We start from the raw sequence: 26,706 nt of genomic DNA, 5'->3' as shown, positions 1-26,706 counted from the left end.
CATTCGGCCTCGGTGGGCAGGCAATTGCCTGCCCACCGAGGCCGAATGGGAGTACGCCGCACGCGGGGGACTGGTGCAGGCCCGCTACCCCTGGGGCGACGCACGCGAACCGGGCGGCGTCCACCGGATGAACGTGTGGCAGGGCGAATTCCCCGACCGCGACACCGGCGCCGACGGCTACGTCGGTACCGCCCCGGCCGACGCCTACGAACCCAACGGCTACGGCCTCCACAACACGTGCGGCAACGTGTGGGAGTGGTGCGCCGACTGGTTCCACCCCACCTGGCACGTCACGGGCACGAGGAACAACCCGACCGGACCCGACCGGGCCGAGCGCAAGGTCATGCGCGGCGGTTCCTACCTGTGCCACGAGAGCTACTGCTTCCGATACCGGGTGGACGCGCGTAGCTCCAACACCCCCGACAGCAGCGCCGGGAACATTGGCTTCCGCTGTGTGACGTCGGCGGCACAGGAGCTTCGTCTCCCTCTCCCAGTGCCGTATCAGGCAACGCCTGCCTCGTCCATGACGGCGCGTAGGCGCCGGTCGTCGGCATGATCGTGGGGCCGCCCGGCGCCGGCGGCAGGGCTCACGGTCGGGATCCTTGCGTCTGCCACCGCGCTCGGCCCACGGTCCGGCCCCGCGCGCTGCGCGCCTGCCTGCGTCGGCGCGACGCGAACGCCCGCCGTCCCGCCGTCCTCGCCGCCCACCGCAAGGAACGCACGCGCATCGGCGCGACACGGGCCTTCGCTGGGAGAGCAGGGACTTTCACCGAAGCGGCCTGACCGGCCTGCCTCTGCATGATCGTGCACCCAAGGGCCAGGACCGGCACGCGGACGAACGGGCGCCGGCGCCCCGGCCGGCCGTCGACGCGTTCGTCCGACAATCCGCTACGTGGCGGACGGAGCGCCGCGATACACAACCGAGATCCGAACGCGCACTGCTCCGCTGAGCCTGCGCCGGGCATGCCCTCATGTCTGGCGCCCGGTGAAGCCGGTGCGCCAGGCATCGGCGGTCTCCTCCCGCCTCCTCCTCCCGGCGCGGACGCCCGGCGCCCACGAGTGCGCTCGGTGTGCACCCGCACGGCGCCCCTGATCAGCCGGTTTCCGTCAAGGCTGCGTGGGCGGCGGCGAGGATCTCCCCGGACAGTGGGGAGCCCTTGGTGGCCCGGGACAGGACCAGCGCGCCGAACAGGGTGCAGAGGCGGACGATGCCCTCCTGGTCGTCGGTGGCGAGGAAGTCGGCGAAGTCGGCCACTCCCTCGGCGTAGACGCGACGGCCCTCCGGCCCCCCGCCCTCGCGCGCGATGTCGGTGGCGAGCGCGGCGACCGGGCAGCCGTCCGCCGGGTCGTCGCGGTGTTCGACGGAGAGGTACACGTCGATCAGTGCCTGCTGGGCGGCTTCGCGCTGCCCGTCGTGCTGCTCGAGCCCAGCGCCGTAGCGCTGGTTGAGCTCGGCGAAGGCGTGGGCGGTGGCCTCGTCGACCAGTGCCTCCTTGGAGGCGAACTGCTTGTAGAACGCGCCGTGGGTCAGGCCGGCCGCCTTCATCAGGTCCGCGACGCTGACCTGCGTGCCCTGCTCCCGGAACAAGCGGGATGCGGTGTCCACCACCCGCCTGCGGTTTTCCTCCGCCTGCGCCTGCGATACGCGGCCCATGGCCACCTCCCGTTTGGATGTCGACTGGCATCTATCATAGGCTCATGTTTAGATTGGATGCATAATCTAATTCGTTGCGGGCTGCCGACGGCGCTCGCCAGGACCAGGAGCAGGCATGGAACCGAAGAACACGGTCGCGGTCGTCACGGGCGCCAACCGGGGGCTCGGGCGGCACCTGGCCGCCCAGCTCGTCGAGCGCGGCGCGAAGGTGTACGGCGCGGCCCGACGCCCCGAGACGGTCGACGTCCCGGGCGTCATCCCCCTGCGACTGGACGTCACGGACGAGTCGTCGATACGGGAGGCCGCCCGCGTGGCGTCCGACGCGACACTGCTGATCAACAATGCGGGCATCTCCACCGGTGCGACGCTGCTCGGAGGCGACATCGATGAGGTGCGCCGGGAGATGGAGACCAACTTCTTCGGCCCGCTCGCCACGACCCGCGCCTTCGCCCCCGTCATCGAGCGCAACGGTGGCGGCGCCGTACTCAACGTCCTGTCCGCGCTGTCCTGGTTCCATCCGGCCGGCCTCGGCTCCTACGCGGCCTCCAAGGCCGCCGCCTGGGCGCTGAGCGACGCGACGCGTGAGGAGTTGGCGCCGCGTGGCATCACCGTCTCGGCGCTGCACGTCGGCTACATGGACACCGACATGGCCGCCGGCGTACCCGCCGATCAGAAGGTCGCCGCCGCCGATGTCGCCGCCCAGGCCCTGGACGGGATCGAGACCGGCCTGCCCGAGATCCTCGCCGACGAGACCAGCCGGTACGTCAAGCAGAGCCTCTCCGCGGCACCCCGGCCGAACGCAGGCTGACGCTCGCTCCTCCGGCCCGGCGTAACCGGTTTCCCCACCCCTCATGCAAGGACATCTCATGCAGTACAGGGCTTTCGGCCGCCGGGCCGGACTGCGCGTCTCCGAGTACGCGCTCGGCACCGCGAACTTCGGCACCGGCTGGGGAGCAGGCGCAGAGCCGGACGAGGCACGCCGGATCTTCGACCGGTTCGCCGAGGCCGGCGGCACCTTCCTCGACAGCGCGGACGGCTACCGGTTCGGCGAGTCGGAGGAGCTGACGGGAAAGCTGATCTCCTCCGAGTGGAGTGCACGGCCGATCGTGAGCTGCTGCCCATGACCGAGAGCCTGGGCCTGGGCGCCGCCCTGTGGTCGCCGCTCGGCGGTGGTCTGCTCACCGGCAAGTACCGCGGCTCGGCCGAGGGGCGCCTGAGCGACCTGGGCATGGTCATCCACACCGAGAGCACCGGCCGGAAGAGCGCCGTTGTCGGACGGCTACCTCGGCGCCCTCGGCGTCCGGCTGACCGACGAGCAGTACACCCGCCTCACCGATGTCGGCGCGGTGCCGCTCGGCGCACCGCACGAGGGGATCGCCGCCTCCCTGGACCGCCTCCCGGGAGGTGCCACCGACCGGATCACCGCCCCGGCCGTGCCGGTGGCCTGATGGGTGAACGCGTTCGAGGGCACAATGCGCCCGCGCCGCGGTCGGTAGAACAACACGATCCATCTCGTACCGGCAGAAGGCCGGGACGAGCGGAGACCCCGCCCGTTCAGGGACGGGACACGGAACGGAGACGACGATGAGGGCCTTCATGGTCGAGAAGTACGGCGGCCAAGCCGGGATGCGCGCCACCGGGGTACCCGACCCGCAGGTGGGTGCCCACGACGTTCTGGTCAGGATTCATGCGGCGGGCGTCAACCCACTGGACATCAGGATCCGCAACGGGGACTTCAAGGCGTTCCTGCCCTACCGTCTCCCGCTCGTCCTGGGCAACGACCTCGCCGGGACGGTCGTCCGTGTGGGCCCGTCCGTCACCCGCTTCACGGTGGGTGACGAGGTCTACGCCCGGCCCGAGAAGGACCGTATCGGCACCTTTGCCGAACTCCTCGCCGTCCATCAGGACGACCTGGCGGCCAAACCTGCCACGCTCACCATGACCGAGGCCGCCTCCCTTCCCCTGGTCGCGCTGACCGCGTGGCAGGCGCTGGTCGAGCGGGCCCACGTACAGCCGGGCCAGAAGGTCCTCGTCCACGCGGGCGCGGGCGGCCTGGGCTCCATCGCCGTCCAGCTGGCCAAGGCGCTGGGCGCGCACGTGGCCACCACCGTGAGCACGGCCAAGGTCGACCTGGTCAGGGAGCTCGGCGCGGACGAGGTGATCGACTACCGCACGCAGGACTTCACTGAAATCCTCGACGGCTACGACGTCGTCCTGGACAGTCTCGGCGGCGAGAACCTCGCCAAGTCCCTGCGCATCCTCAAGCCCGGCGGCCAGGCCATCAGCGTGGCAGGCCCACCCGACCCGGCCTTCGCCCGCGAGCTCGGCGCGAACCCGGTCCTCCGCCTGGCCATGACCGCGCTCAGCTTCAGAACCCGGCGCGACGCCAAGCGCCACGGCGTGACGTACTCGTTTCTCTTCATGAAGGCCGGCGGGGACCAACTGCGCCAACTCACCCCCCTCATCGACGCCGGAAAGATCCGTCCAGTCGTCGACCGCGTGTTCCCGTTCGACGAAACCCTTCAGGCGATGGAGTACGTCGAAAAGGGACGGGCGAAGGCCGGCAAAGTCGTCGTCGCGATGCTGTGAGGGCGGGAACGAGCCCCGGAACACCAGTCACCTCGGACCACGAGAGGTTTCCGCACACCCCTGCAGTCCCCAGGACACGGCCATGACCACACCGTCAAGTTCCTCGAAAACCGGGATCGACGCGTCGTCGACGGACTCGCCGCCCGGCGCCCGGTGATCACCTTCGACAGCCGCGTCGCCGGCGCCGGGTTCGACCCGGGCTTCTGCTCGTAGCGCGAGGCGGAGAGGCGTTGCCTTCCGCAGCTCAACGCGTTCTTGGCAAGGGTGTGTTGAGCTGTTGGCGGCACATTCGCGGCACTACGACAGTTCCTCTCCGTCTCTGTGCAGGGGCGGCGATGTGAGGTACGCGCAGATCATGTCCGCGAGCATGTTCCGGTAGTGGTCCCGGCTGTCAGGGTCGACCAGGTCCCGGGCGAAGAGTGCGCCGAACGTGTGGCGGTTCGACACGCGGAAGAAGCAGAACGAGCTGATCATCGCGTGTACGTCGATGGCGTCGACCTCCGCGTGGAACAGCCCTGCCTTCCGTCCTGACTCGAGGATGCGCTGGAGTACGTCGGTCGCGGGGGAGCCCAGTCGGCTCAACTTCTCGGAGGCGATGATGTGTTCCGCCTCGTGGATGTTCTCGATGCTGACGAGCCGGATGAAGTCGGGGTGTGCCTCGTGGTGGTCGAAGGTCAGCTCGACCAGTCGGCGGGTCGCGGCGACGGGATCGAGATGTTCGACGTCCAGGTCGCCTTCCAGTTGGCGGATCTCCGAGTAGGCGGCTTCGAGCACCGCGGTGAAAAGCTGTTCCTTGCCGCCGAAGTAGTAATAGATCATCCGCTTCGTGGTGCGGGTCAGGTCGGCGATCTTGTCTACCCGCGCGCCTGCGTAGCCGTCCCGGGCGAACTCTCCGGTCGCCACCGCGAGGATCTCCGCCCGGGTGCGGGCCGCGTCGCGCTGCCGCTCTGCGGGCGCTGGCTTCTGGGCGCTGGACATGCCCTGGCTCCTCCGGTGCGTCGTGGGTGTCCCGTGATTGTAGGAGCAGGCCATGCGCGGATCCTTCGGCGCAAGGGCTTCTCGGCACAGCCCACTCTTGCTATAAGTAACGTACTAGTTCGTACATTACTGGAGGCGTGATGGAGCGGACCTCTGTACGGGTGATCGGAAGGGTGCTCGTTCTCAACGGGCCCAATCCCAATCTCCTCGGCACCCGTGAGCCGGCTCTCTACGGCAGCGACACCCTTGGCGATGTGGAGAAGGTCTGCCACGAGACCGCGGCCGCCCATGGTCTGAAGGCTGACTGCGGACAGAGCGACCACGAGGGCGGGCTTGTCGACGCCATCCATGAGGCGCGCACCGAGTTCGCCGGGACAGCGATCAACCCGGGCGCTTGCAGCCACACGTCGGTTGCCATCCGCGACGCCTTGGCGGCGGTGGAACGTCCGGTCGTGGAGGTCCATCTGACGAATATTCACCGGCGTGAGAAGTTCCGTCACCACAGTCACGTGTCGGGGGTGGCGGACGCTCTGATCTGCGGGGCGGGCCCGGACGGGTACGTTTTCGCGCTGACGCGCCCGGCACGGTTGATCGGCGAGGGAGCACGGTGACGGCGGGCGCGTATCTGGTGGGACTGATCGGCGCGGGCATCAGCACGTCGCTCAGCCCTGCTCTGCATGAGCGCGAGGCGGACCGGCAGGGTCTGCGCTATCTGTACAAGCTCCTGGACCTGGATGTTCTGGGTGGCGGCCCCGAGCAGGTGGGAGACGTCGTACGAGCGGCCCGGGACCTCGGGTACGACGGGCTCAACATCACCCATCCCTGCAAGCAGACCGTCATCCCTCACCTCGATGCTCTCGACACGCAGGCAGCCGCGCTCGGCGCCGTGAACACCATCGTCTTCCGGGACGGGCTGGCCACCGGGCACAACACCGACGTCACAGGATTCGGCGCGGCATTCACCCGGGGACTGCCCGGTGCGCCCGTCTCGCACGTGGTCCAGATCGGAGCCGGCGGGGCCGGTGCGGCCGTCGCCCACGCCATGCTCACGCTGGGCACCGGCCACCTGACCCTGGTCGACATGGACGAGTCGCGGGCCCGTTCCCTCGCGGCCTCATTGAAGGCCAGATTCCCGGTGCGACGCGTGGTCGCCGGCGGCCCGCGGGATCTCGCCCGGGAACTGGCCCGCTGCGACGGCCTTGTGCACGCCACCCCGACCGGGATGAGCGCGCATCCCGGGATGCCGTTCGCTCCCGAACTGCTCCACCCGGGTCTGTGGGTGGCCGAAGTCGTCTACCGGCCGCTGGAGACACGACTGCTCGCCGAGGCGCGCGCACTGGGCTGCACCACGCTGGACGGATCGGGCATGGTCGCGCTGCAGGCCGCGGACGCCTTCCGGTTCTTCACCCGACGCGAACCCGATGTGGAACGCATGCTCGCCGACGTCACTGACCTTGCAAGGGTCCCCGGTCCCCGCAGCTGAAGCCAGAAGAAGGATCACATGCGCACGTCCATCGCCACCGTCTCCGTCAGTGGAACGCTGACCGAGAAACTCAATGCCGTGGCCCGTGCCGGGTTCGACGGTGTAGAGATCTTCGAGAACGACCTGCTGGGCAGTTCGCTCGCGCCCGAACAGATCAGGGAGCGAGCGTCGGACCTGGGTCTCGAACTCTTTCTCTACCAGCCGATGAGGGACGTCGAAGGTCTGTCCGCCGACGCGTTCGCCCGGAGCATGCGCCGGGCGGAGCACAAGTTCCGTGTCATGCGACGGCTCGGCGTCGACACCGTCCTGGCGTGTTCCAACGTCTCCGCGCACGCCCGCGACGACGACGCCCTGGCCGCGGCGCAGCTGCGCGAACTGGCCGTACTGGCGGACGAGTACGGGATCCGCGTCGCCTACGAGGCGCTGGCGTGGGGGCGTCACGTCAACACGTACGACCGTGCCTGGCGCATCGTCGAGGCAGCAGACCACCCCGCTCTCGGTGTCTGTCTCGACAGCTTCCACGTTCTGGCCCGAGGTTCGGACCCGGAGGGCTTCGCCGCGATCCCGGGCGAGAAGATCTTCTTCGTTCAGCTCGCCGATGCCCCGCTCATGGGGATGGACGTCCTGCAATGGAGCCGCCACCATCGGCTCTTCCCCGGCCAGGGCGACTTCGACCTCGCGGAGTTCGTCCGGTCCGTGGTCCGGTCCGGATACGACGGCCCGCTGTCACTGGAAGTCTTCAACGATGTCTTCCGTCAGGCGGAATCCGGCAGCACCGCCGTCGACGCGAGGCGCTCCCTCACCGCGTTGCAGGAGGCCGCCGGAGTACTGCAGCTTCCCGCCGCCGTCGCGCCCACCGGAATAGCCTTTGCCGAACTGGTCACCATGGATACGGAGCCGGTCACCGTCCTGCTTCAGGCGCTGGGGTTCTCGCGCACCGGAAAACATCGGTTCAAGCCCGTTGACCTCTGGGAACAGGGCGCGGCACGTGTCCTGGTGAACACGGAGCCCGCCACCGGCGGCAGCGGGCCACGTCTTGCGGCCCTCGGCCTCGATTCCCCTGATCCCGGGGCTGCGGCCAAGCGAGCCGAGTCTCTCGGCGCACCGGTTCTGCCGCGCCGCCGTGCCCGCACGGACGTCCTGTTGGAGACGGTCGCAGCTCCGGACGGGACCGAGCTCTTCTTCTGCGCGTCCGGCCGGCAGGATCTGCCCGACTGGCTCGACGACTTCGCTGCCGCGGGGGACGCGGTGTCCCAGGCCGGGTCCATCACGGGCATCGATCATGTCGCGCTCACTCAGCCATGGCACCAGTACGACGAGGCGCTCCTCTTCTACCGCAGCGTCATCGGGCTCCGGCCGCACGGTGGCGTTGATGTTTCCGACCCGTACGGCCTGCGGCGCAGCCGGGCGGTCAGCAACCAGGACGATTCGGTGCGCATCGCGCTGAGCATCGACCCGGCGCCGGGCGCCTCTCACCGGGCCTCCCAGCACATCGCGCTGGCAACCGACGACATCGTCGCTGCCGCGAGGCGGATCGGAGCCGCGGGGCATCTTCTGCCGGTGCCGGACAACTACTACGACGACCTCGGAGCGCGTTACGTCCTCGGTCCGGGTGAACTGCAGACCTACCGGGCGCTGGGCAGCCTCTACGACCGCGACGGGCGCGGCAGCCAGTTCCGCCACTTCTACACCAGGACCATCGGGGACGTCTTCTTCGAAGTCGTCCAGCGCGACAGCGGCTATGCGGGCTTCGGCGAGCAGAGTGCCCACGTGCGCCTGACCGCTCAGCACGCTCAGAGGCAGGCGTGAGCGGGCCGGCCACATGTGTGCGCTGACGAGGACAGGCACCGTCCGCAGGGGGCCGGCCGCCTCCACATGGTGTTCCGGACGCGCAGCCTGCCCCCGGGCGCTGGTCCGTCGGGGTCAGGCGTGGGAGGCGGGCCGCGGGCCGGTGGTCGGACGGCGGGGGACCAGATCGGTCAGTTCGCCGGGAGCGGAGTGGGTGAGGGCCGTCAGTGCCGTGTGGTCGGGGGAGAGTGAACAGGCCGGGTCGGTGCGGGTGGCATCGCCGGTGAGGGCGAAAGCCTGGCAGCGGCACCCGCCGAAGTCCTGGTCGCGTCGTTCGCAGGACCGGCAGGGTGAGGGCATCCAGTCGGTTCCCCGGTAGAGGTTGAACGCTTTGGACTCCTCCCAGATCCAGCGCAAGGGGTGATCCTTGATGTTGACCGGGTCGAGTCCGGGCAGGGTGGCTGCCGCAGGGCAGGGCAGGGCCGTGCCGTCGGGGGTCACGGTGAGGGAGACCGCCCCCCACCCGCCCATGCAGGGTTTGGCCACTCCGTCGAAGTAGTCGGGCGCCACCCAGACAATTTCCAGGCTGCCGTCCAGCTGATCCCGCCACCGGTTGACGGACTCCACCGCACGGGCGAGCTGGTCACGGCCGGGCATCAGTGCCTCCCGGTTGAGGAGGCCCCATCCGTAGAACTGGGTGTTGGCGAGTTCGATCCGGTCCGCTCCCCAGCGCAGGGCGAGCTCCACCAGACCGTCGACGGCATCCAGATTGTGCCGGTGCAGTACGGCGTTGACCCCCAGGGGCAGCCCGGCATCGGTGACGAGTGCCGCCGCGATTTCTTTGGCGGCGAATGCCCGGCTCCCCGCGATGCGGTCCGAGGCAGCCGGGTCCGCGTGCTGCACCGAAAGCTGGACGCTGCGCAGCCCCGCGCCGGTCAAGGACCGGAGGCGGTCCGCGGTGAGCCCTGAACCGCTGGTGACCAGCTGGGTGTAGATGCCGGATTCCTCCGCACCGGTGACGATGGCTTCGAGATCCTTGCGGAGCAGCGGCTCGCCCCCGGAGAGATGGGTCTGGAGCACGCCGAGCTCCGCAGCCTGGCGAAATACGTTCACCCAGTGCTCGGCGGTCAACTCGCGGGAGCGGCGGGTGAGCTCGAGCGGGTTGGAACAGTAGCCGCAGTGCAGCGGACAGGCGTGGGTCAGCTCTGCCAGGAGGCCCCAGGGGGGTGGTGGTGCGATCGTCACCGGATCCAGCCTTCCTTGCGCATCCGTTCCACGAACGGACCCACTTCCGCGTCGACGGGAGCTTCGGGGAAGCGTGCCCGCAGCTCCTCGGTGATCCGGGTGACCGTTCGTGTGCCGTCGCACAGTTCCACCACGTGACGGGCGCTGCCTGTCAGTACGACGACGCGCTCAGGCATCAGCAGGACGTGACTGCCGCGCGCCCGGTCGTGCCGCAGGAGGACGGCGGGCGCAGTCCGCGGGCACCAGCGGTCCGGATCGGCGGCCGTCACCCCGCGCTCCCGGGCCGGCTGCCGTGCTCCACGGCATCGAGCAGCGACCACAGGATGTCGCACTTGAAGGAAAGTGCTGACAGGGCGGCAAGCTGTTCGGAGCGGGTCCGTGCCCATGCGGTGACCCAGGTCAGGGCCTCCACTCCGTCGCGGCGCCCCTGAGGAACCCTGCTGCGGAAGTAGGCGAGGCCCGGTTCTTCGATCCACGGGTAGTGGCGCGGAAAGGTTTCCAGACGGGTCAGCATGATGTCCGGCGCGCACAGCTCCGTGAGCGAGGAGGCCACGGCCTCCGTAGCGGGGCTCAGCCGGCAGAAGTTCACGTAGCCGTCGACCGCGAACCGCACCCCCGGCAGGACGGACTCGCCCGATTCCATTTCCGCCCGGTCGACGCCGACCGCCTCGCCGAGCCGAAGCCAGCGCTCGATGCCTCCTTCGCCTTCCGCGAGGCCGTCGTGGTCCTGGATCCTGCGCAGCCAGGAGCGCCGCATGGCCGCCTCGGGCAGCTTGGCGAGGATCAGCGCGTCCTTCACCGGGATGCTCCGCTGGTAGTGGAATCGGTTGACGACCCAGGTGCGGAGTGCGGCGGGGCTGAGTCCGCCCTGGTGCATCCGCACGTTGAACGGATGGGTGTCGTGGTAGCGGCTCCGCGCGAGCTCCCGCAGTTCGTGCTCGAACGCGGCAGGTGGCAGGGGGTTGCTGTCCGGCCGCGGGTGCGGTGTCGCAGCCCGGGTCAGGCGTGCGGGAGCCGTTGTCATAGTTCGATCACCATGCCGTCCTGTGCCACTTCGAGCCCCAGCCCGGCGAGCACGCCGTGTTGCGGGGCGATGGGGTCGACCAGCGGGTTCGTATTGTTGAAGTGCGTATAGAGGCAGCGGGCCGGCAGTTGTGACAGACGCCCGGCCGTGCCGCCGGGCCCGTCGATGGGCAGATGTCCCATGCCGGTGGAGGTCCGGGCCGATATGGCCAGGCGTCTGGGCTCTTCCTCGTCCCAGAAGGTGCCGTCGACGAAGACGCAGTCGGCTCCGGCGGCTTCCTTCGCGAAGCCCTCGGTCCAGGCCGCGAGCGCCGGTGCGTAGAGGGCTGTCGCGCCGCTGGCGGGGTCATGGAGCCGGGCTGCGACGACCCAGGCGTCGTCCTCCGCGGCATCGGCAGCGTACCGGGGACGCTTGGTGGACAGGGGAACAGAGGACACCTCGATGCCGGCGGCCACCGCCGGAGTCTGCCCGGCCGGTGGCAGATCGTGCCAGGTGACGGCGGTGTACGGCGTGAGCACGGTGTCGAGGGCCAGGCGCTCGCGCAGGGCCTGCCGGACGGGTGCGGTGGCGTAGATTTCCAGGTGGTGTGCCTCACGCAGCCTCAGAAGTCCCAGCGTGTGGTCGAGTTCGGCGTCGGTGAGCAGGATCCGGACCACGGGGGTGCGCTCGCTGCCCGTTCCGGGGCGGAGGGCGGCGTGCGTTTCCAATTGTTCCGTGATGTCGGGGCCGGAATTGACGAGGAACCAGGAGGACCGGTCTTCGCCGAAAACGGCGAGGGAGTCGTGCCTGCGGCGCCGGTCGGGGTGTGCGCGTGCCCCGGAGCAACCGGGGCACGCGCAGTTCCACTGGGGAACTCCTCCACCCGCTGCCGTGCCCAGCGTGAGCAGCAGCATGAGGGCGTCTGCTAGAGGTCGTTGAGGTAGTAGGCGGTGACTTCCATGCCGGTCTCGATGACCGTGAAGTCCGGGGACGACCAGGTGGCCACGGGTGTGGAGCTGGACGTGAGCTGGTCCTGCGGAGCGGGTGCGGTGGGTTCAAGCACGGTCGAAATCCCTTCGGGCGAGGTGTGATCGGTGAGGGGGTGGTGTGGTGCCCTGCCGGGCGCCGGCGAAGGCGGGAGGGGCCTTGCGGCAGGCCGGTCGAGGACCTCTGGAATCCGTTGTGCGGTTCGTTCATCCCGCCAGGCGGTTCGCTCCATACGCTAGACACGGTAGGGAGCAGTGGCAAGAGGCGGGAAGGGGGAGATCCACGCCGTTGCGGCCGAGGGTGAGGCCGCGGGCGTAGCGCCCGGCTCGGGCAGGGGGCTACTTGCAGAAGGGCTTGATGCCGGAGACGGACTGGATGCCGCCCACGATCAGCTTCTGGAACTCGGCGGCGCCGGCGAAGGAACCGTCCGTGGTGAATTCCTTGGCGTCGTGGCCCAGGGTGGTGACCCAGGACCTGCCGCCGTCGTAGTACTGGCACCAGGCCACCGCGTGGTTGTCACCGTGTCCGGGGTGGTTGTAGTTGCCGGCCACTCCCTTGGCGAGGGTGCTCTCGTCCACCTTGGCGAGCACACGCACCTTGGTGGGGGCGGGTACCAGGTTGTACCACTCGTCAGTGAAGTTCCACCGGGCCGGCAGTTCCTTGGTGGAGACGTCCTTGCGCTCGACGGTTTGCACCGTGCCCGGCTGGGAGGCGCCGTGGTCGTAGAAGTTGGCGTTGCCGAGCAGTCCTTCGTACCAGGGCCAGTTGTACTCGGTGCCGAAGGCATTGTGGATGCCGACGAAGCCGCCGCCGCCGCGGACGTACTGCCGGAGCGAGGTCTGGGCGGCGTCGTCCAGCGCGTCCCGGCTCGTGGAGAAGAACACCACCGCGTTGTACTTGAACAGGGTGTTGGGGGAGGCGAGTTGGCCGACGTCCTCGGTGTAGTCGACCTGGAAGCCCCCGGTCTCACCCAGCTTGATCATGGCCTTCTGGACCACGTTCGCGTCGGTGAGCGGTGGGTTGAGGCCGGTGGCCAGGGCAGGGCCGAGGTTCGCGTGACGCGGGCCCGCCGTGCGGGTGTACAGAAGGATCTTGTAGCCCTTGACGGGGTCGAAGTTGCCCCAGTCGTGGTAGCAGTCGGGATCGAGACCACGGCAGACGCCGTAGTCCGGGTCGCCCAGTTCCTTCGCGCCCGTCCCGGTCCGCCCGTGGGCGACGCTGAGGGTGCCGGTGGCGATGAGCGCCACCACCATGGCGACTGCCAGCCCCAGGGTGGTGAGGACCGCCGAGCGCGTGCTCAGAGCTCTCGCTCGGAGTGTTCTTCCTGACATGGGTGAGTTTCCTTCTCTTGCAGGTGACGCGCCGGGAGAACGGCACGCCGGAGAGAGGTGAGGCGTGGCCGGGCAGGGTGTACCGGGGCGGTGGCGCCGGTTGGGGCATCCGCTCCGGATACGCGGGATGCGCGGGTCATCGGTCACGTCGGGCGTGCTCTGCCGCGCAGGATGGCGGACGGCCGGTGGCCGACGACGGTGGCAAGGGGGCGCGGATGCCTCTCCCCGGCCCGGGCGGTCCACCCGGCGGCAGGGGAGGCCCCGGGGGAGCCGGCGGCTAGGAGACGACGATCTTGCCGGTGCTCTGCGGAGAGACCGGGTCGTTGTAGAAGAACTCGCCGGATGTGTTGAAGGTGTACGTGTAGGAGTCGCCCGGCATCAGCAGCCCGGTGTCGAACTCGGCCTCGAAGAAGGCGACCGCTCCGTGCGCGGACTTGTTCGCGGCCGGGTTGGTGAATGTCACCGTCGTGCCTCGGGGGATGGCGAGGTGCTGCGGGGACATGGCGTTCTGTGACACCAGGTTCTCGGTGGTCCCTGGCGCGTTCTTGGCGCTGTCCCAGATGCGCCCCAGCGTGATCGTGTTGCCGGCGGCCGCGCCGCTGACGGCTGCCGAGCGGATCTGGTTGCGCTTGGACGGGGGTGTGGGGGCGGGGGCCGGGCCGACCTTGCCGCCGACCTTGAACGCCCACAGGTGGTCGCCGCGCGGGATGTCCGGGTAGGGCAGACCGTTTCCGCCGGCCAGTACGGCCACGTACTGCTCGCCGTCGACCTCGTACGTCATGGGGCTGGTGTTGACACCCGCGCCGCACTGCCAGGTCCACAGCTCCTCGCCGTCGGAGTCGTCCAGGGCGGTCAGGACTCCGTCGGGGCGCCCCTGGAAGAGCACGCCGCTCGCGGTGCTGAGGACGCCGTTGCCGTGGGCGAGCGACCAGTCGCCCTCCTGCCGCCAGGAGACCGTGTTGGTACGGGGATCGACGGCCACGACACCGCCGGCGAAGTACTCGCCCAGCGGGCGGGCGGTGTTGACCCGGCCGCCGTGGGTGTTGGAGTACGCGGAGTTGATCAGCCCGTAGCCGACGTAGACCAGTCCAGTGCGGTGGCTGAAGGACGGGGAGGACCAGTCCGCGCCACCGCCTGCCCCTGGGTACAGAATGGTGGGGCGGTCCCAGTGGACCTCGAAGACGCCGCCGGTGGCGTAGAAGGGCACCGGGCGGGTCGCCTTGTCGATCCGCGGCTCGGTTTCGACGAAGGGCTCGCCTCCCGGAAAGGGCTGGGTGGGTGAGGTCTTCTGAGCCGCGTGCTGCGGAACCGGCCGTTCCTCCATGCCGTGGACCGGGTCGCCGGTCGCACGGTCGAGGATGTAGTACATGCCGGTCTTGCTGCCGTAGACGACGACCTCGCGCTTGCGGCCCTTGATCTGGATGTCCGCCAGCACCGGGGACATGACACCGTCGTAGTCCCAGATGTCGTGGTGTACGGACTGGAAGTGCCAGCGCCGCTTCCCGGTCTTGGCGTCGATGGCCACCAGGCAGTTCGCGAAGAGGTTGTCACCGCCCCGGGTGGAGCCGTCGGTGCGCGGATAGGGGTTGCCGAACGTCCAGTAGACCAAGCCCAGTTCGGGGTCCACGGCCGGGTGGATCCAGCACACCGCACCACCCGTCTTCCAGGTGTCGCCCTCCCAGGTGTCGTGGCCGAACTCGCCCGGCCCGGGAGTTCCCCAGAACGTCCAGACGACTTCGCCGGTCGCGGCGTTCAGGGCGTACCCCCGCCCCCGGGCGCCCGCGGTGCTCCCCTGCGTGCCGACGTAGATCAGGCCGTCCCAGTAGACGACCGCCCCGGCCAGGCTGCCCTTGCTGCCGCCGCACTGGCCGCTGGCGGGGTCGCAGCCGGGGTCGCCCTGGTCCTCGATGAGCATCTCCCTGGTCCACACGACCGCGCCGGTGCGCTGGTCCAGGGCGTAGATGATGTTCGCGCCGGAGATGGTGAAGGCGAGCCCCTCGCCGAGGGCGACCCCGCGCATGTTGGTGGTCTCGGTGCCGACGCTCGTCTTCCATTTGACCGCGCCGGTACGTCCGTTGACCGCGAAGATGTTCTGCTGCGTGGTGGCGATGTAGAGCACGCCGTCCTGGGCGACGACGGCGCACTGCTGGGCGCGGCCGGTGTCGCCGCCCTCCAGGTTGATGTGCCAGGCCCCGCCGAGCTGCTTCACGTTGCGCGGGGTGATCTTCTTGAGGGACGAGTAGTTCTGGTTGGCCAGGTTGCCGCCGGCCTTGGGGAAGTTCTTCGCTGTCGCCTCGAACGCCTGCCTGGGGACGGGCGTCGCCGGCGTGCCTGTGCGTGTTTCAGCGGCTTGGGCGGGGGAGTTGAGAATGCCGATGCCCGCGGTCGTGCCGGCCGCGGCCGTGGCTGTGGCGAGAAAACTGCGTCTGTCCATGAACCCTCTTTCGTGGCATGACCCTGCCGCATTCCGGTTCACCCGATGGTCCGGTGGGCGGCGAGGATAAGAGAGAGCGGGAAGCGGATCTTGGTCCGCTGTGCGGTTCGCTAGACCCGCACGATGGTCGCCGAGAGGCGCTTCCATACGTTAAGGACGCGGCAGCGGCCTGACAAGGGTCACGACGCGGATTCCTCGGCGGCAGGCGGATCGACAGCGTTCAGGCGTGCGGGCAGGACGGATCGGGGGATGGGGCCCTTGTTTCGGCGGCCCTGCCCGGTCTCCTCCCACGCGTGGGCCAGGATGCCGACCGACCGGCTGATGACGAACAGACCCCTGGCCAATGGTGCGGGGAATCCCAGCTCGGCGTAGATGACGGCCGTGGCGCCGTCGATGTTCATCGGTACCGGACGGGCGCCGGCGCGGCGCTGCCGCAGGGCGCGTTCGACGGCCAGAGCGGCCTGCAGGTAGTCGCCCCCGACGACCCCTGCGGCCACGGCCTCCTCCGTCAGCCTCAGAAGTGGGTCGCGGCGGGGATCGACGGGATGGAAGCGGTGGCCGAAGCCCGGCAGGTAGCGGGAACGCGCCTGGTAAAGCGCCATGACCTCGGTGGCGGCCGTGTCCCAGTCCCGGCCCTGAGTGTGCAGGGTGCGTATTTCGTCGAGCATCTCCACACACTGCTGGCCTGCTCCACCGTGGACGTCCCCGAGCATGTTGACGCCGGTGGCGATCGCGTTGTTGAGCCCTACGCCGCAGGTCGCTGCCATGCGCGCGGCGGCGATCGACGGCGCTTGGGGCCCGTGGTCCACGCCTGCCACGAGTGCTGCTTCCAGCAGGGCGGACTGGCGTGGTGAAGGCAGGTCTCCGCGTAGCAGGAGCCACAGGGTGTCCACGAGGCCGACCGAGCCGATCAGGTCTTGCACGGGCCGGTCCCGCAGTTCGATGGAACCGGGTTCGATGTGGCTGACGGCGGTGGCCCACCACTGTGCGGCCTCGTCGTGGGCGGATGTGGACGCGCTCATGAGCCTGTCGCCTCCTTCGCGGCTGTGGCGGTGCCGGTGGCGGACCAGCGCGAAGCGAGCTCGGCCCGTTCATGGTTGTGCTCACCCAGCAGCGGGGGTGGTGTCCGGGGCAGAAAGGCTTCCCCGTCGAAGAGCACCCCGCTTCCCAGTACCGGCAGAACGGTGCCCGAGGCGTCGGGGCGGCGGAGTTCGGCGATGAACCCCCGGTGCTGCAACTGGGGTTGGGAGAGGGCCTGGGGGACGGTGAGGACACGGGCCGCGGGCACTCCGGCGGCGGTGAGCAACTGCTCCCACTCCGCTGCCGGGCGTTGTGAGAGTGCCTGGTTGAGGGCGGTGTTGAGTTCCTCGCGGTGGGTTTTTCGGCTCTCGCGCTCGATGAAGCGGGGGTCGGTGAGGAGTTCGGAGGCGCCGACCAGTCGGCATAGCGTTTCGAACTGGCGCTGCTGGTTGGCGGCGATGTTCAGCGGCCCGTCTGCCGTCCGGAAGGTGCCGGACGGTGCGGCGGTTGCGTTCTGGTCGCCCATCGGCTCCGGGGGGACTCCGCTGACCATGTAGTTCGAAACGGCCCACCCCATGGCCGACAGGGATGTTTCCAGCATGGAGACATCCAGCCTGCTGCCCTGCCCCGTGCGTTCCCGGTGCAGAAGTGCGGCGCTGACCGCGAGGGCTGCGGACAGGCCGCCGGTGGTGTCGCACACGGGGAATCCGACCCGCAACGGGGCGGTGCCGGCGGTCCCGGTCACGCTCATCATCCCGGAGAGCCCCTGGATGATCTGGTCGTACGCCGGTGCGTCGCTCATCGGCCCGCTCTGACCGAAGCCGGAGATGGAACAGCAGATCAGCCGGGGGTTGATCCGGTCGAGCCGCTCCTGGTCGTAACCCATGCGGGAGAGCACCCCGGCGCGGAAGTTCTCCAGGAGCACGTCGGCGCCGGCGAGCATCTCCTCGAAGACGTCACGGTCGGCCGGGTTCTTGAGATCCAGTTCCACGGACTTCTTGCCGGCGTTCTGTGCAAGGAAGGAAGCCCCGATGCCGGCGCGGTTCAGGGCGGAGTCGGGGCCGAGGTTCCGGGCCAGGTCGCCTTGCCCGGGGCGCTCGATCTTGATGACCTCCGCCCCGAGGAGCATGAGGTGGTAACTGCAGTACGGCCCTGCCAGGACGTTCGTCAGGTCCAGGACTTTTATGTCGTCGAGCGGTCGCACATCCATAGATGGTGTCTCCTCACGCGGTGCCGCGGGACGGCACCGCTTTCCGGCACGGTGTCAGCCCCGCGGTCCCAGGGGGTGGTCGAATCCTTGCGACATGATCTGTGCGGCCACCTGCATCAGGTCCTGGGCGAACTCGTCGATCGCGTCCTGGGTGATGCGGGCGCTGGGGCCGCTGAGGGAGAGCGCCGCAACGACCATGCCGGACGAGGTGGTGAGGGGCGCGGCGACGGCGGTGAGGCCGACGTCCCGCTCGCCGTGGCTCACCGCGTATCCCTGCTCGGCGACCTGATCCGCCCACTCCCGCAGGCGCTCGGCGTGCGGTTTGCCATGGGGGGAGGCCAGCGCGATCCGCTGCAGCAACGCGTCGCTCGCGCCGCTCAGCAGCACCTTGGACGAAGCGCCCGCCCACAGCGGCAGTTCATCGCCCACCCGCACCACGTGCCGCAGTGGCTGGGGGCTCTCCTGCTGCGCCACACAGACGCGGTGGATGTCGCGCCGGATCATCACGTTCGCTGTCTCGCCGCGCCGGTCCGCGAGCTCCCGCAGCAACTTGATGGTCTCCTGCGGCAGCTCCCAGCTCTGGTGAGCGAGATGCGCCCAGCGCCACAGGCCCGGTCCCGCCGCGTATCCCGCGTCCGTGGACCACAGCAACCCGTATCCCTCCAGCGTCTGCACCAGCCTGACAACCGTGGTCTTCGCCAGGCCGGTTGCCTCCACCATCGCCTTGAGCGAGACGACGGGCTGGTCCTCGGTCAGCAGGGACAGGATGTCCAGGGCTCTGCGAACGCTGCGTACGCCGCCAGGTCCTTGATCGGAATCCATGATTCCTCCTTCGTAGGGTCTGTTCCGGAGTGCCTGTCAGGGATACACCAGGACGACGGCATGTCCACTCGGTGGCACCGATTCGGTGCGAAACCTGAGAATTCAACTTCTTTCGTCCGGGCTATTGCCAAGCCCAACCGGCGCCCGTACGTTACACGCCAGTCCACAAGGCGGTCTACGCAAACCGCTAGATGGCTTGTCTGGAGAAGTGATGCTGGAAGTCATCCTCAAATCCGTAGCCGATGCGGATGTCGTCGACGCACTGCCCTTCCTGGCGGGGGCATGGTCCGGTGACGGACCGGCCGCGGAACGGAACGGGCCCTACCTGCGACGCACCGTCAGCCGGGCTCCCACGGCCCTGCCCGACGAGATCGACCGGGCCGTCGACGATGCCCGGCGCTACGCTCCTCAAGTCGCCACGCTCGCCCCGGCGGCGCGGGCCGACATCCTGCAACGCGCCTCGGTGGCCGCGCTGGCCCACCGCGACCAACTGGCCCAGCTGCTCGCCCTGGAGCTGGGGAAGCCGGTCAAGGACAGCCGCGTCGAGATCGAGCGGGTCGCCTCGACCTTCGAGGTCTGCGCGGCCGAGGCCCGGCGCATCGACGGAGAGACCCTGCCGGTCGCGGGCTGGAACACGGGCGTCGGCAACAGCGCCTTCACCTACCGCGCACCTGCCGGGGTCGCCCTGGCGATCACGCCCTTCAACGCTCCCGCGAACCTGCTGGCGCACAAGCTCGGCGCCTCGTTCGCCGCGGGCAACACGACCCTCGTGAAGGCTCCGCCGCAGGCGCCCGCCATCTCGGCAGCCGTGGTGGCCCTGCTCCTGGACAGCGGTATGCCCCATCAGGCGGTTCAGTTGCTGCATGGCGGGGGAGACGTCGGCGCCGCGTTGTGCGCGGCCACGGAGGTCGACGTCATCAGCTTCACCGGCAGCGCCGCCACCGGAGCGGCCGTCGCACGCGCCGCAGGCGCCAAGCGACTGGCCCTCGAACTCGGCGGCAATGCCGCCACCATCGTGTGCGAGGACGCCGACATCGAGGCGGCGGCCAGGACCGCGGCGCGCACCGGGTACAGCAACTCCGGGCAGAGCTGCATCTCCGTCCAGCGCGTCTACGTGCACCGCAGCCGCTACGCCGACTTCCTCGACGCCTTCGCCGCCGCGGTCGACACCCTGGTCATCGGTGACCCGATGGACCCGTTGACGGACATCGGGTCCATGGTCGACGAGGAAGCGGCGGAGCGAGTGGTCCGCTGGTCGGCCGAAGCCAAGGAGCTCGGCGCCTCGGTACTGCGTGGTGGTACGCGTGACGGAGCCACCGCGGTTCCGACGATCATCGCCGGACCGCCGGCGAACGCCTCGGTCGTGGTGCACGAGGTCTTCGGCGCACTCGTCGCCGTGATGCCGTACGACGACTTCGACACGGTCATCGGCGAGTGCAACGCCAGCCGCTACGGGCTCCAGGCCGGCCTCTACACCCATGACATCAAACGCATCTTCACCGCCTGGCGCCGTCTGGAGGTGGGCGGACTCATCGTCAACGGCACGTCGAACTACCGCCTGGACCACATCCCGTTCGGCGGGGTGAAGGACTCCGGGTTCGGACGCGAATCGCCGCGCTGGCTGATCGACGACTACACCGTCGTCAAGACCCTCATGCTCCGCGACCTGTCCATCTGGGGCGATCGGCACGACCTCACGAAAGAGAACCAGTGACCACCGTTACCGCCGCTGAAGCGTTCGTCACCCAACTGGAGTCGTACGGCGTCGAATACGTCTTCGGCACCTGCGGGCACACCAACATCGCCCTCCTCGACGCCCTCGGCCCCAGCACCGTCCACTTCGTGATCGCCAGGCACGAACAGGCCGCCGCCCACGCCGCCGACGGCTACGCCCGTGCCTCCGGAAAGCCCGGCGTCCTGCTCACCCACGTCGGCCCCGGCATGATGAACGCGGTCACCGGCGTCGCCACGGCCGCCATGGACTCCGTCCCGCTCATCGTCATCTCCGGAGACATCCCCTCCTACTACTACGGCCGTCACCCGCACCAGGAGGTCAACCTCCACGCGGACGCCGACCAGACCGCGATCTACCGGCCCTTCTGCAAGCGCGCCTGGCCCGTCCAGCGCACCGCCGACCTGCCCCGGACCCTGGAACGCGCCTTCTGGACCGCGACATCCGGCCGGCCAGGGGCCGTGCTGGTCAACGTACCCATGGACCTCTTCTCGCGACAGGTCGAGCCGTACGTCCCCGGATCGCACGCCATCCCCGACAGCGCGCTCCCCGGACTCACCGAGGAGACCGCCGAGCGCATCGCCCGCGCTCTGATCGACGCCGAACGCCCGCTCATCTACTTCGGCGGCGGACTGCGCACCCCCGACGCCAAGCAGGCGCTGCTGGCGCTGGCCGACCACCTCGACATCCCGCTCGCCCACTCCCTCATGGGCAAGGGCGCCATCCCCGACCGGCACCCGCTGCTGCTGGGCATGCCCGGATTCTGGGGCCTGGACTCGACGCACGCCCACACCAAGGACGCCGATGTGGTGCTGGCCCTCGCCACCCGCTTCGCGGAGACCGACGCCAGCTCCTGGGAAGCCGCCTACACCTGGAACTTCCCACCGAGCAAGCTCATCCAGATCGACATCGACCCGGCCGAGATCGGCCGCAACTACCCGGTGGAGATCGGAGCGGTGGCCGACGTCGGCCACTCCGTACGCGCCATCGAAGCGGCCGTGCGCGCTCTTCAGCCGGAGCCCACGCGCAGGCCGGGACTGCGGGAGACCATCGCCGCCGGCCGTGCCGAACTCTTCAGCACCGCGGACGAGAACGGGGCCAGTGACAACTTTCCGCTGCGGCCCCAGCGCATCCTCGCCGACCTTCGGGCGAACCTCCCCGCCGACGCGATCCTGGTCACCGACGTCGGCTGGAACAAGAACGGTGTCGCCCAGTCCTACGACCTGCCGCCCGAGGGCCGCTTCATCACCCCCGGCGGAGCCTCCACCATGGGCTTCGGCCCCGCCGCCGCGGTGGGCGTGCAGATGGCACAGCCGCAGCGCACCGTGGTCGCCCTCATCGGCGACGGCGGGATGAGCGCCCAGCTGCCGGCTGTCCCGATGGCCGTGGAGCAGGGCCTCCCCGTGATCTTCGCCGTAATGAACAACCGTGCCCACGGCACTATCTCCGACCTCCAGCGCTCCAACTACGGCCGCGGGTACGGATGCGACTTCACCGGCCCGGACGGTGCGCCCTACAGCCCCGACTTCGCGGCATACGGCAGGTCCTGCGGGGCCGACGGCTACGAGGTGTCCACCGCCGAGGAACTGGCGAAGGCGCTGGCCACGGCAGTGGAGCGACGACGGCCTGCCGTCATCGACATCCCCATGGTCAACGAGCCGGTCCCCACACCCGGTCACTGGAACATCAACGACATCTACCAGGGCAAGTTTCAGGACGAAGGATGATTCCCATGCGTGCAAGAAGCCGTCACATCGTCGCCGCTCCAGCCGTCGCCCTCGGTGTTCTCCTCGCCGCGTCCGCGTGCAGCGCCCCTGGTGACTCCTCCTCCGACGACGCGGACAGCAGCGGTCCCATCAAGCTCGCCGTGGTGGACGCGCAGAGCGGACAGCTCGCCTCGCTGGGCGACTGGGAGGCCAAGGGCGCCAAGCTCGCGGTCGAGGAATGGAACAAGAAAGGCGGCATCGACGGCCGCAAGATCGAGCTGACGGTCTTCGACGACCAGGGCGACCCGACCACCGGTACCAACATCGCGCGCAAACTGGACAGCGGGAACTACGTCGCGATGATCGGCACCGCCGAGAGCGCCGTCACCGTGGCCATGGCGCCCATCCTCAAGCAGGCGGAGATACCCAACATCACCTCCGGCCAGGCCACCGCGCTCGTGGACGTGAAGAGCCCCTTCCTCTTCCTCAACGGCCCCACCAGCACCACCTACGACTCCACACTGGCCGACTACCTGGTCACGACCAAGAAGTTCAAGAAGATCGCGATGATCTCCAACAACGGCTCCTACGGCAAGGGCGAGCACGACGCCTTCACCGCCGCGCTCAAGGAAGCGGGCATCACCCCGGTCACCGACCAGGTCGTCACCACCGACCAGAAGGACTTCAGCGCCTCCCTCTCACGGATCCGCCAGGCCAAGCCCGACGCCATCTTCATCGGCTCGGAAGAAGTCGAAGCCGGCCTCATCGTGAAGCAGTCCCGCGACCTCGGCATCACCGCCCCGTTCGCCGGAGCGGCCCCCCAAGGCACCCCCGTCTTCATCGACACCGCCGGCGCCACGAACGCCGAGGGCACGATCGTCAGCTCGCCCTACCTGAGCAATGAGATCAGCGACGCCAGCCGCGCCTTCGCCACGGCCTACAAGGCCAAGTACGGCAAGGACGCCGAACTCCACGGAGCCAAGGCGTACGACGGCACCAACATCGTGCTCACCGCACTGAAGAACAGCGGCGGCGCCACCGGCAAGAAGCTCGCCGACGAGATCCGGGCAACCAAGTACGCCGGACTGCTCGGCAACTTCGCCTACGACGAGACGGGCGTCGGCATCTTCAGGACCACCATCGGCATCATCAAGAACGGAAAGCTCTCCGCAGCTCAGTAGCCAGCCCGTCGAGCCGAGAGCCGGGCTCCGCACCGGCTTCAGGGAGCCACCATGCAAGTCACCCTGCAAACTCTCGTCGGAGGTCTCAGCCTCGGAGCGATCTACGCCCTGATCGCTGTCGGATTCTCCGTCGTCTACCGCACCATGGGCCTGGTCAACTTCGCGCACGCCGACGTCGCGATGATCGGCGCCTACGCCGCCTCCACGTTCTACCTCACCACGCACGTATCCTTCGTCCTCGCCATCATCATCTCCATCGTCGTCACGGGCATCATCGGTCTGGTCATCGAGCGGGTCCTGCGCCCGCTGGAGAACAAGGACTTCGACCTGATGCTGATCGGCACCATCGGCTTCGGCACCGTCCTCCAGGCAGCCGCCACCCTGATCTGGGGAACCACCGGACGGGCCATGCCCTCGCCGATATCCTCCGGCCCCCTGGACATCATGGGCATCCGCATCCGCACCTACGACCTGATGGTCATCGCCGTCACCGCGGCATGCGTGGTCCTGCTCACCCTGTTCCTCCAGCGCACCAAACCCGGTGCCGCCATGCAGGCAGTGGCCATGGACCACGAAGCGGCCACCGCCGTCGGCATCCACGTCGGCCGCAGCAACGCCCTCGCCTTCGCGATCGGAGCCGGAATCGCGGCCCTCGCCGGCGGCCTCGCAGGACCCATGCTCTACGTCGACGCCACCCTCGGGAGCGCCCTCGGCGTAAAGGGGTTCGCCGCAGCCATGCTCGGCGGCTTCGGCAGCATCCCCGGAGCAGTGGTCGGCGGCCTGGCCATCGGAGTCCTGGACTCCTACGCCGGCGACCACTTCCAGGGCTACTCCGTCCTGGTCACCTTCCTGGTCTTCACCGTGGCCATCATGATCCGGCCCACCGGCATCTTCGGCGAAAGGACGGTGAGCCGGGCATGAGCATCCTCACATCCAAACCGGCGCTCATCCTGCTGGGGTGCGTCGCCGCCTACCTGCTCCCGTACGGCCTGAACAGCTACTCGATGCACGTGGTGGACATCGCGATCATCTTCGCGCTGCTCGCCATCGGCATGGGGCTCGTCATGGGCGTCGCGGGCCAGATCAATCTCGCCCAGGTGGCCTTCTTCGGAGTTGGCGCGTACACGACGGCCATCCTCACCACCCATTCCGGCTTCGGCTTCTGGACCGCGGCGATCGTCGGGCTGGCAGCCACTGTCCTGGTGGGACTCCTCGTCGGCCTGCCGGCGCTGCGGATGCAGTCCCACTACCTCGGCATCGTCACGCTCGGCCTCGCACTGGGATTCGTCAACTGGATCACCAACGCGGAGATCACCGGGGGAGCGGACGGCATCTCCGGAATTCCGGTGCCGCCGTTCTTCGGGATCGATCTCGCCGACGAGTACCTCTACTACTACCTGGAGATCGTGGTCTTCGGGCTGGCCCTCGCCTTCGGCACCTTCGTCGTGCGAACCCGGCTCGGACGCAGGCTCCGTGCCATGCGGGACGATGCCCTGGCGGCCGGTGCCATGGGTGCGGAGATCCCGCTGCTGCGGATGACCGCGTTCATGCTCGCCAGCGTTTACGGAGGGGCGGCGGGCATCCTGTACGCGGGCCTCATCCGGTACGTCGCCCCCGAGACCTTCAGCCTCGGCAACATGTTCCTGCTGCTGGCCATGGTCATCATCGGAGGCCGGCGAAGCCTGATCGGCTGCGTCGTCGGCGCGGTCGGCCTCGTACTGATCCGTGAGGCCCTCGTGGACTTCGCTGTCTACGCGCAGCTCGGCTACGGAATCGTCGTCGTCCTCATGGTCGTCTTCGCTCCTACCGGACTCGCCGGCATCCCCCGACGAGTCCGGGAAGCCGTCGGCCGCCGCAGGAAGAACGACGACGTACGCTCCGCCGAGCTGGGCCCCTACCTGCCCGGGCCCGCCCCTGCGGCGCAGGTGCCCGAGAGCGGAGCCGACAGCGGGCCGGCACTGGAGATCAGCCACCTCACCAAGCGGTTCGGGGCGTTGACCGCGCTCGACGACGTCACCCTGACAGTGAGACAGGGAGAGATCCGCGGCATCGTCGGCCCCAACGGGTCCGGCAAAACAACCTTGTTCAACGTGATCAGCGGGCTGTACCGGCCCTCCGCGGGACAGGTCTCCGGTGTCGGCCGCGACATCAGCCGGGCCCGCCCGTACCAGTTGTCCCTGGCGGGAATGGCGCGCACGTTTCAGAACCTGCGCCTCTTCTCCCAGATGACGGTCCGCGAGAACATCCTCGTCGTCCTCGACCGGTCCCGCACCAGCACGGTCTGGCAGTACGCCGTGTGGCCCGTCGGTGTCCTCTCCAACGAACACCGGCTCCAGGCGGAGGCGGACCGCGTCCTGAAGGAGTACGGACTCACCGCCTTCGCCGACGCACACCCGCAGTCCCTCCCGTACGGCATCCAGCGACGGATCGAGATCGCACGGGCCATGGCGGGACGGCCCAGCTTGCTCCTCCTGGACGAGCCGGCGGCCGGTCTGAACGGTGAGGAGGTCGGACAGCTCTCCTCGATCGTCCGGTCCATCCGCGACCAGGGCGTCACCGTTGTCCTCATCGAGCACAACATGGGCCTGGTCATGTCCCTGTGCGAACGGATCACCGTCCTCGCGGCCGGCAGCGTCATCGCGGAAGGGTCGCCCGCCGAAGTGGCGGCGACCCCCGAAGTCATAGAGGCATACCTCGGCGACTCGGCGCCGGCCGACATACCCGTTCACGCCGCACCGGAGGTTCCGTGATGACCACTGCCGCCGAGCCCTCCGCGGCCGGCACGGGAACCGACAGCCTCGCTGTCACCGACCTGACCGTTCATTACGGAGGAGTCTGCGCGGTCAGATCGGTGGCACTGAGCGTCGCCCCCGGCGAGTCCATGGGAATCATCGGCTCCAACGGTGCCGGCAAGACATCCACGCTCAAGGCGCTCATGGGGCTCGTCCCGCGCAGCAGCGGCCGGATCACCCTCGGCGACACCGATCTCAGCAAGGTACGGGCTCGGGACATGGTCCGGCACGGGGTGGGCTACGTCCCGGAGGGCCGGCATGTATTCCCCGGACTCTCCGTCGAGAAGAACCTGCTGCTCGGCGCCTACTGCCGGTCTTGGAAGGGAGAAACACGCGACACCCTCGCCCACGTGTACGACCTCTTCCCCATCCTGCGGGACTTCCGCGGCCGGGCCGCCGGCGACCTGTCCGGAGGCCAGCAGCAGATGCTGGCCATCGGCCGGGCGCTCATGTCCAGGCCGAGGCTCCTTCTGCTCGACGAACCCTCCATGGGGCTTTCACCGAAGCTGATCGAGAACGTCCTGGACATCCTGGTCCGGCTGCGGAGCGAAGGGCTCGGTCTCCTGCTGGTCGAGCAGAACGCCAAGCTGACCTTCGGGGTGACCAGTCACTGCCTGGTGATGGAGAACGGCTCAGTGGCAATGTCGGGCACGTCCGAGGAGCTCGCGCACGACGAGCGGGTCCGGCAGATCTACCTCGGGCTGTAAGGGGGCGGGAGCCGAGGTGACGTCTCGGCTCGCCGCACCGGCCC

At 69.0% G+C, this 26,706-nt stretch carries 25 protein-coding genes and 1 pseudogene; 14 read left to right on the top strand and 12 right to left on the bottom strand.

The window, feature by feature from the left end:
* Positions 1-466 (top strand): annotated as a pseudogene (locus JGS39_RS05050) (formylglycine-generating enzyme family protein); the annotation flags it as partial.
* A gap of 627 nt (positions 467-1,093) precedes the next feature.
* Here JGS39_RS05050 and JGS39_RS05045 read toward each other — a convergent pair.
* Positions 1,094-1,654, bottom strand: coding sequence for a TetR/AcrR family transcriptional regulator (locus JGS39_RS05045; RefSeq protein ID WP_219567496.1), 561 nt, complete (start codon positions 1,652-1,654; stop codon positions 1,094-1,096).
* A 115-nt stretch (positions 1,655-1,769) separates the two neighbouring features.
* Between JGS39_RS05045 and JGS39_RS05040 the strand changes: the two genes are divergently transcribed.
* The 4 genes from JGS39_RS05040 (at position 1,770) to JGS39_RS05030 (ending at position 4,243) form a co-directional block, all read left to right on the top strand.
* Positions 1,770-2,462, top strand: a complete 693-nt coding sequence (locus JGS39_RS05040; protein WP_219567495.1) for an SDR family oxidoreductase — start codon at positions 1,770-1,772, stop codon at positions 2,460-2,462.
* 58 nt (positions 2,463-2,520) lie between these two features.
* The gene (locus JGS39_RS40610) at positions 2,521-2,778 is read left to right on the top strand and encodes an aldo/keto reductase (protein ID WP_236064232.1); all 258 of its coding nucleotides are present in this window, start codon (positions 2,521-2,523) and stop codon (positions 2,776-2,778) included.
* Positions 2,779-2,922: 144 nt separating this feature from the next.
* Complete coding sequence (locus JGS39_RS40605; protein WP_236064233.1) at positions 2,923-3,102, top strand: hypothetical protein; 180 nt, start codon at positions 2,923-2,925, stop codon at positions 3,100-3,102.
* A gap of 136 nt (positions 3,103-3,238) precedes the next feature.
* The gene (locus JGS39_RS05030) at positions 3,239-4,243 is read left to right on the top strand and encodes an NADP-dependent oxidoreductase (RefSeq protein ID WP_219567494.1); all 1,005 of its coding nucleotides are present in this window, start codon (positions 3,239-3,241) and stop codon (positions 4,241-4,243) included.
* 297 nt (positions 4,244-4,540) lie between these two features.
* Here JGS39_RS05030 and JGS39_RS05025 read toward each other — a convergent pair whose 3' ends face one another.
* Entirely contained in the window at positions 4,541-5,221 is a 681-nt protein-coding gene (locus tag JGS39_RS05025) for a TetR/AcrR family transcriptional regulator (protein WP_219567493.1), read from the bottom strand.
* Positions 5,222-5,361: 140 nt separating this feature from the next.
* Here JGS39_RS05025 and aroQ point away from each other — a divergent pair, with 140 nt between their 5' ends.
* From aroQ to JGS39_RS05010, 3 genes are read left to right on the top strand one after another with little or no spacing between them, the layout of a single operon-like run.
* Positions 5,362-5,832 (top strand): type II 3-dehydroquinate dehydratase, encoded by a 471-nt coding sequence (gene aroQ / locus JGS39_RS05020; protein WP_219567502.1) that lies wholly within the window; start codon positions 5,362-5,364, stop codon positions 5,830-5,832.
* Positions 5,829-6,704 (top strand): shikimate dehydrogenase, encoded by an 876-nt coding sequence (locus JGS39_RS05015; RefSeq protein ID WP_219567492.1) that lies wholly within the window; start codon positions 5,829-5,831, stop codon positions 6,702-6,704. The genes aroQ and JGS39_RS05015 overlap by 4 nt, the downstream gene beginning before the upstream one ends.
* Positions 6,705-6,722: 18 nt before the next feature.
* Positions 6,723-8,513, top strand: a complete 1,791-nt coding sequence (locus JGS39_RS05010) for a sugar phosphate isomerase/epimerase and 4-hydroxyphenylpyruvate domain-containing protein (protein ID WP_219567491.1) — start codon at positions 6,723-6,725, stop codon at positions 8,511-8,513.
* Positions 8,514-8,627: 114 nt separating this feature from the next.
* Here JGS39_RS05010 and pqqE read toward each other — a convergent pair whose 3' ends face one another.
* From pqqE to JGS39_RS04960, 10 genes are all read right to left on the bottom strand, one after another.
* Positions 8,628-9,737: a pyrroloquinoline quinone biosynthesis protein PqqE gene (gene pqqE, locus JGS39_RS05005; RefSeq protein ID WP_219567490.1), complete on the bottom strand. Its 1,110-nt coding sequence runs from the start codon at positions 9,735-9,737 to the stop codon at positions 8,628-8,630.
* Entirely contained in the window at positions 9,734-10,006 is a 273-nt protein-coding gene (pqqD, locus tag JGS39_RS05000; RefSeq protein WP_219567504.1) for a pyrroloquinoline quinone biosynthesis peptide chaperone PqqD, read from the bottom strand. Before pqqD ends, pqqE begins: the two co-directional genes overlap by 4 nt.
* Positions 10,003-10,761 (bottom strand): pyrroloquinoline-quinone synthase PqqC, encoded by a 759-nt coding sequence (gene pqqC, locus JGS39_RS04995; protein WP_219567489.1) that lies wholly within the window; start codon positions 10,759-10,761, stop codon positions 10,003-10,005. The genes pqqD and pqqC overlap by 4 nt, the downstream gene beginning before the upstream one ends.
* Positions 10,758-11,654, bottom strand: a complete 897-nt coding sequence (gene pqqB / locus JGS39_RS04990; RefSeq protein WP_219567488.1) for a pyrroloquinoline quinone biosynthesis protein PqqB — start codon at positions 11,652-11,654, stop codon at positions 10,758-10,760. Before pqqB ends, pqqC begins: the two co-directional genes overlap by 4 nt.
* Positions 11,655-11,665: 11 nt before the next feature.
* Positions 11,666-11,803, bottom strand: coding sequence for a pyrroloquinoline quinone precursor peptide PqqA (gene pqqA / locus JGS39_RS41610; protein WP_306083709.1), 138 nt, complete (start codon positions 11,801-11,803; stop codon positions 11,666-11,668).
* Between the two features lie 262 nt (positions 11,804-12,065).
* Complete coding sequence (locus JGS39_RS04980) at positions 12,066-13,058, bottom strand: ThuA domain-containing protein (RefSeq protein WP_219567486.1); 993 nt, start codon at positions 13,056-13,058, stop codon at positions 12,066-12,068.
* A 277-nt stretch (positions 13,059-13,335) separates the two neighbouring features.
* Positions 13,336-15,492, bottom strand: a complete 2,157-nt coding sequence (locus JGS39_RS04975; protein WP_219567485.1) for an outer membrane protein assembly factor BamB family protein — start codon at positions 15,490-15,492, stop codon at positions 13,336-13,338.
* Between the two features lie 179 nt (positions 15,493-15,671).
* The gene (locus JGS39_RS04970; protein ID WP_219567484.1) at positions 15,672-16,514 is read right to left on the bottom strand and encodes a citryl-CoA lyase; all 843 of its coding nucleotides are present in this window, start codon (positions 16,512-16,514) and stop codon (positions 15,672-15,674) included.
* A complete protein-coding gene (locus JGS39_RS04965; RefSeq protein ID WP_219567483.1) occupies positions 16,511-17,722 on the bottom strand; it encodes a CaiB/BaiF CoA transferase family protein in 1,212 nt (403 codons plus the stop codon). The genes JGS39_RS04970 and JGS39_RS04965 overlap by 4 nt, the downstream gene beginning before the upstream one ends.
* A 54-nt stretch (positions 17,723-17,776) precedes the next feature.
* Entirely contained in the window at positions 17,777-18,544 is a 768-nt protein-coding gene (locus JGS39_RS04960; RefSeq protein WP_219567482.1) for an IclR family transcriptional regulator, read from the bottom strand.
* A 211-nt stretch (positions 18,545-18,755) separates the two neighbouring features.
* Between JGS39_RS04960 and JGS39_RS04955 the strand changes: the two genes are divergently transcribed.
* From JGS39_RS04955 to JGS39_RS04930, 6 genes are read left to right on the top strand one after another with little or no spacing between them, the layout of a single operon-like run.
* Complete coding sequence (locus JGS39_RS04955) at positions 18,756-20,258, top strand: aldehyde dehydrogenase family protein (protein WP_219567481.1); 1,503 nt, start codon at positions 18,756-18,758, stop codon at positions 20,256-20,258.
* Entirely contained in the window at positions 20,255-22,003 is a 1,749-nt protein-coding gene (locus tag JGS39_RS04950) for a thiamine pyrophosphate-binding protein (protein ID WP_219567480.1), read from the top strand. The genes JGS39_RS04955 and JGS39_RS04950 overlap by 4 nt, the downstream gene beginning before the upstream one ends.
* A gap of 5 nt (positions 22,004-22,008) precedes the next feature.
* Complete coding sequence (locus JGS39_RS04945) at positions 22,009-23,163, top strand: ABC transporter substrate-binding protein (protein ID WP_219567479.1); 1,155 nt, start codon at positions 22,009-22,011, stop codon at positions 23,161-23,163.
* 51 nt (positions 23,164-23,214) lie between these two features.
* Positions 23,215-24,084 carry a branched-chain amino acid ABC transporter permease gene (locus JGS39_RS04940; protein WP_219567478.1) on the top strand — a complete coding sequence of 290 codons (870 nt, stop codon included), beginning with the start codon at positions 23,215-23,217 and terminating at the stop codon, positions 24,082-24,084.
* Positions 24,081-25,913, top strand: coding sequence for a branched-chain amino acid ABC transporter ATP-binding protein/permease (locus tag JGS39_RS04935; RefSeq protein WP_219567477.1), 1,833 nt, complete (start codon positions 24,081-24,083; stop codon positions 25,911-25,913). The genes JGS39_RS04940 and JGS39_RS04935 overlap by 4 nt, the downstream gene beginning before the upstream one ends.
* Positions 25,913-26,662: an ABC transporter ATP-binding protein gene (locus tag JGS39_RS04930; protein ID WP_219567476.1), complete on the top strand. Its 750-nt coding sequence runs from the start codon at positions 25,913-25,915 to the stop codon at positions 26,660-26,662. The genes JGS39_RS04935 and JGS39_RS04930 overlap by 1 nt, the downstream gene beginning before the upstream one ends.
* Positions 26,663-26,706 lie beyond the last annotated feature (44 nt).

The sequence above is a fragment of the Streptomyces poriferorum genome (assembly GCF_019399235.1).
In the GTDB taxonomy this organism is placed as follows: Bacteria; Actinomycetota; Actinomycetes; order Streptomycetales; family Streptomycetaceae; genus Streptomyces; species Streptomyces poriferorum.
This window is presented reverse-complemented; position numbering and strand designations above follow the sequence as displayed.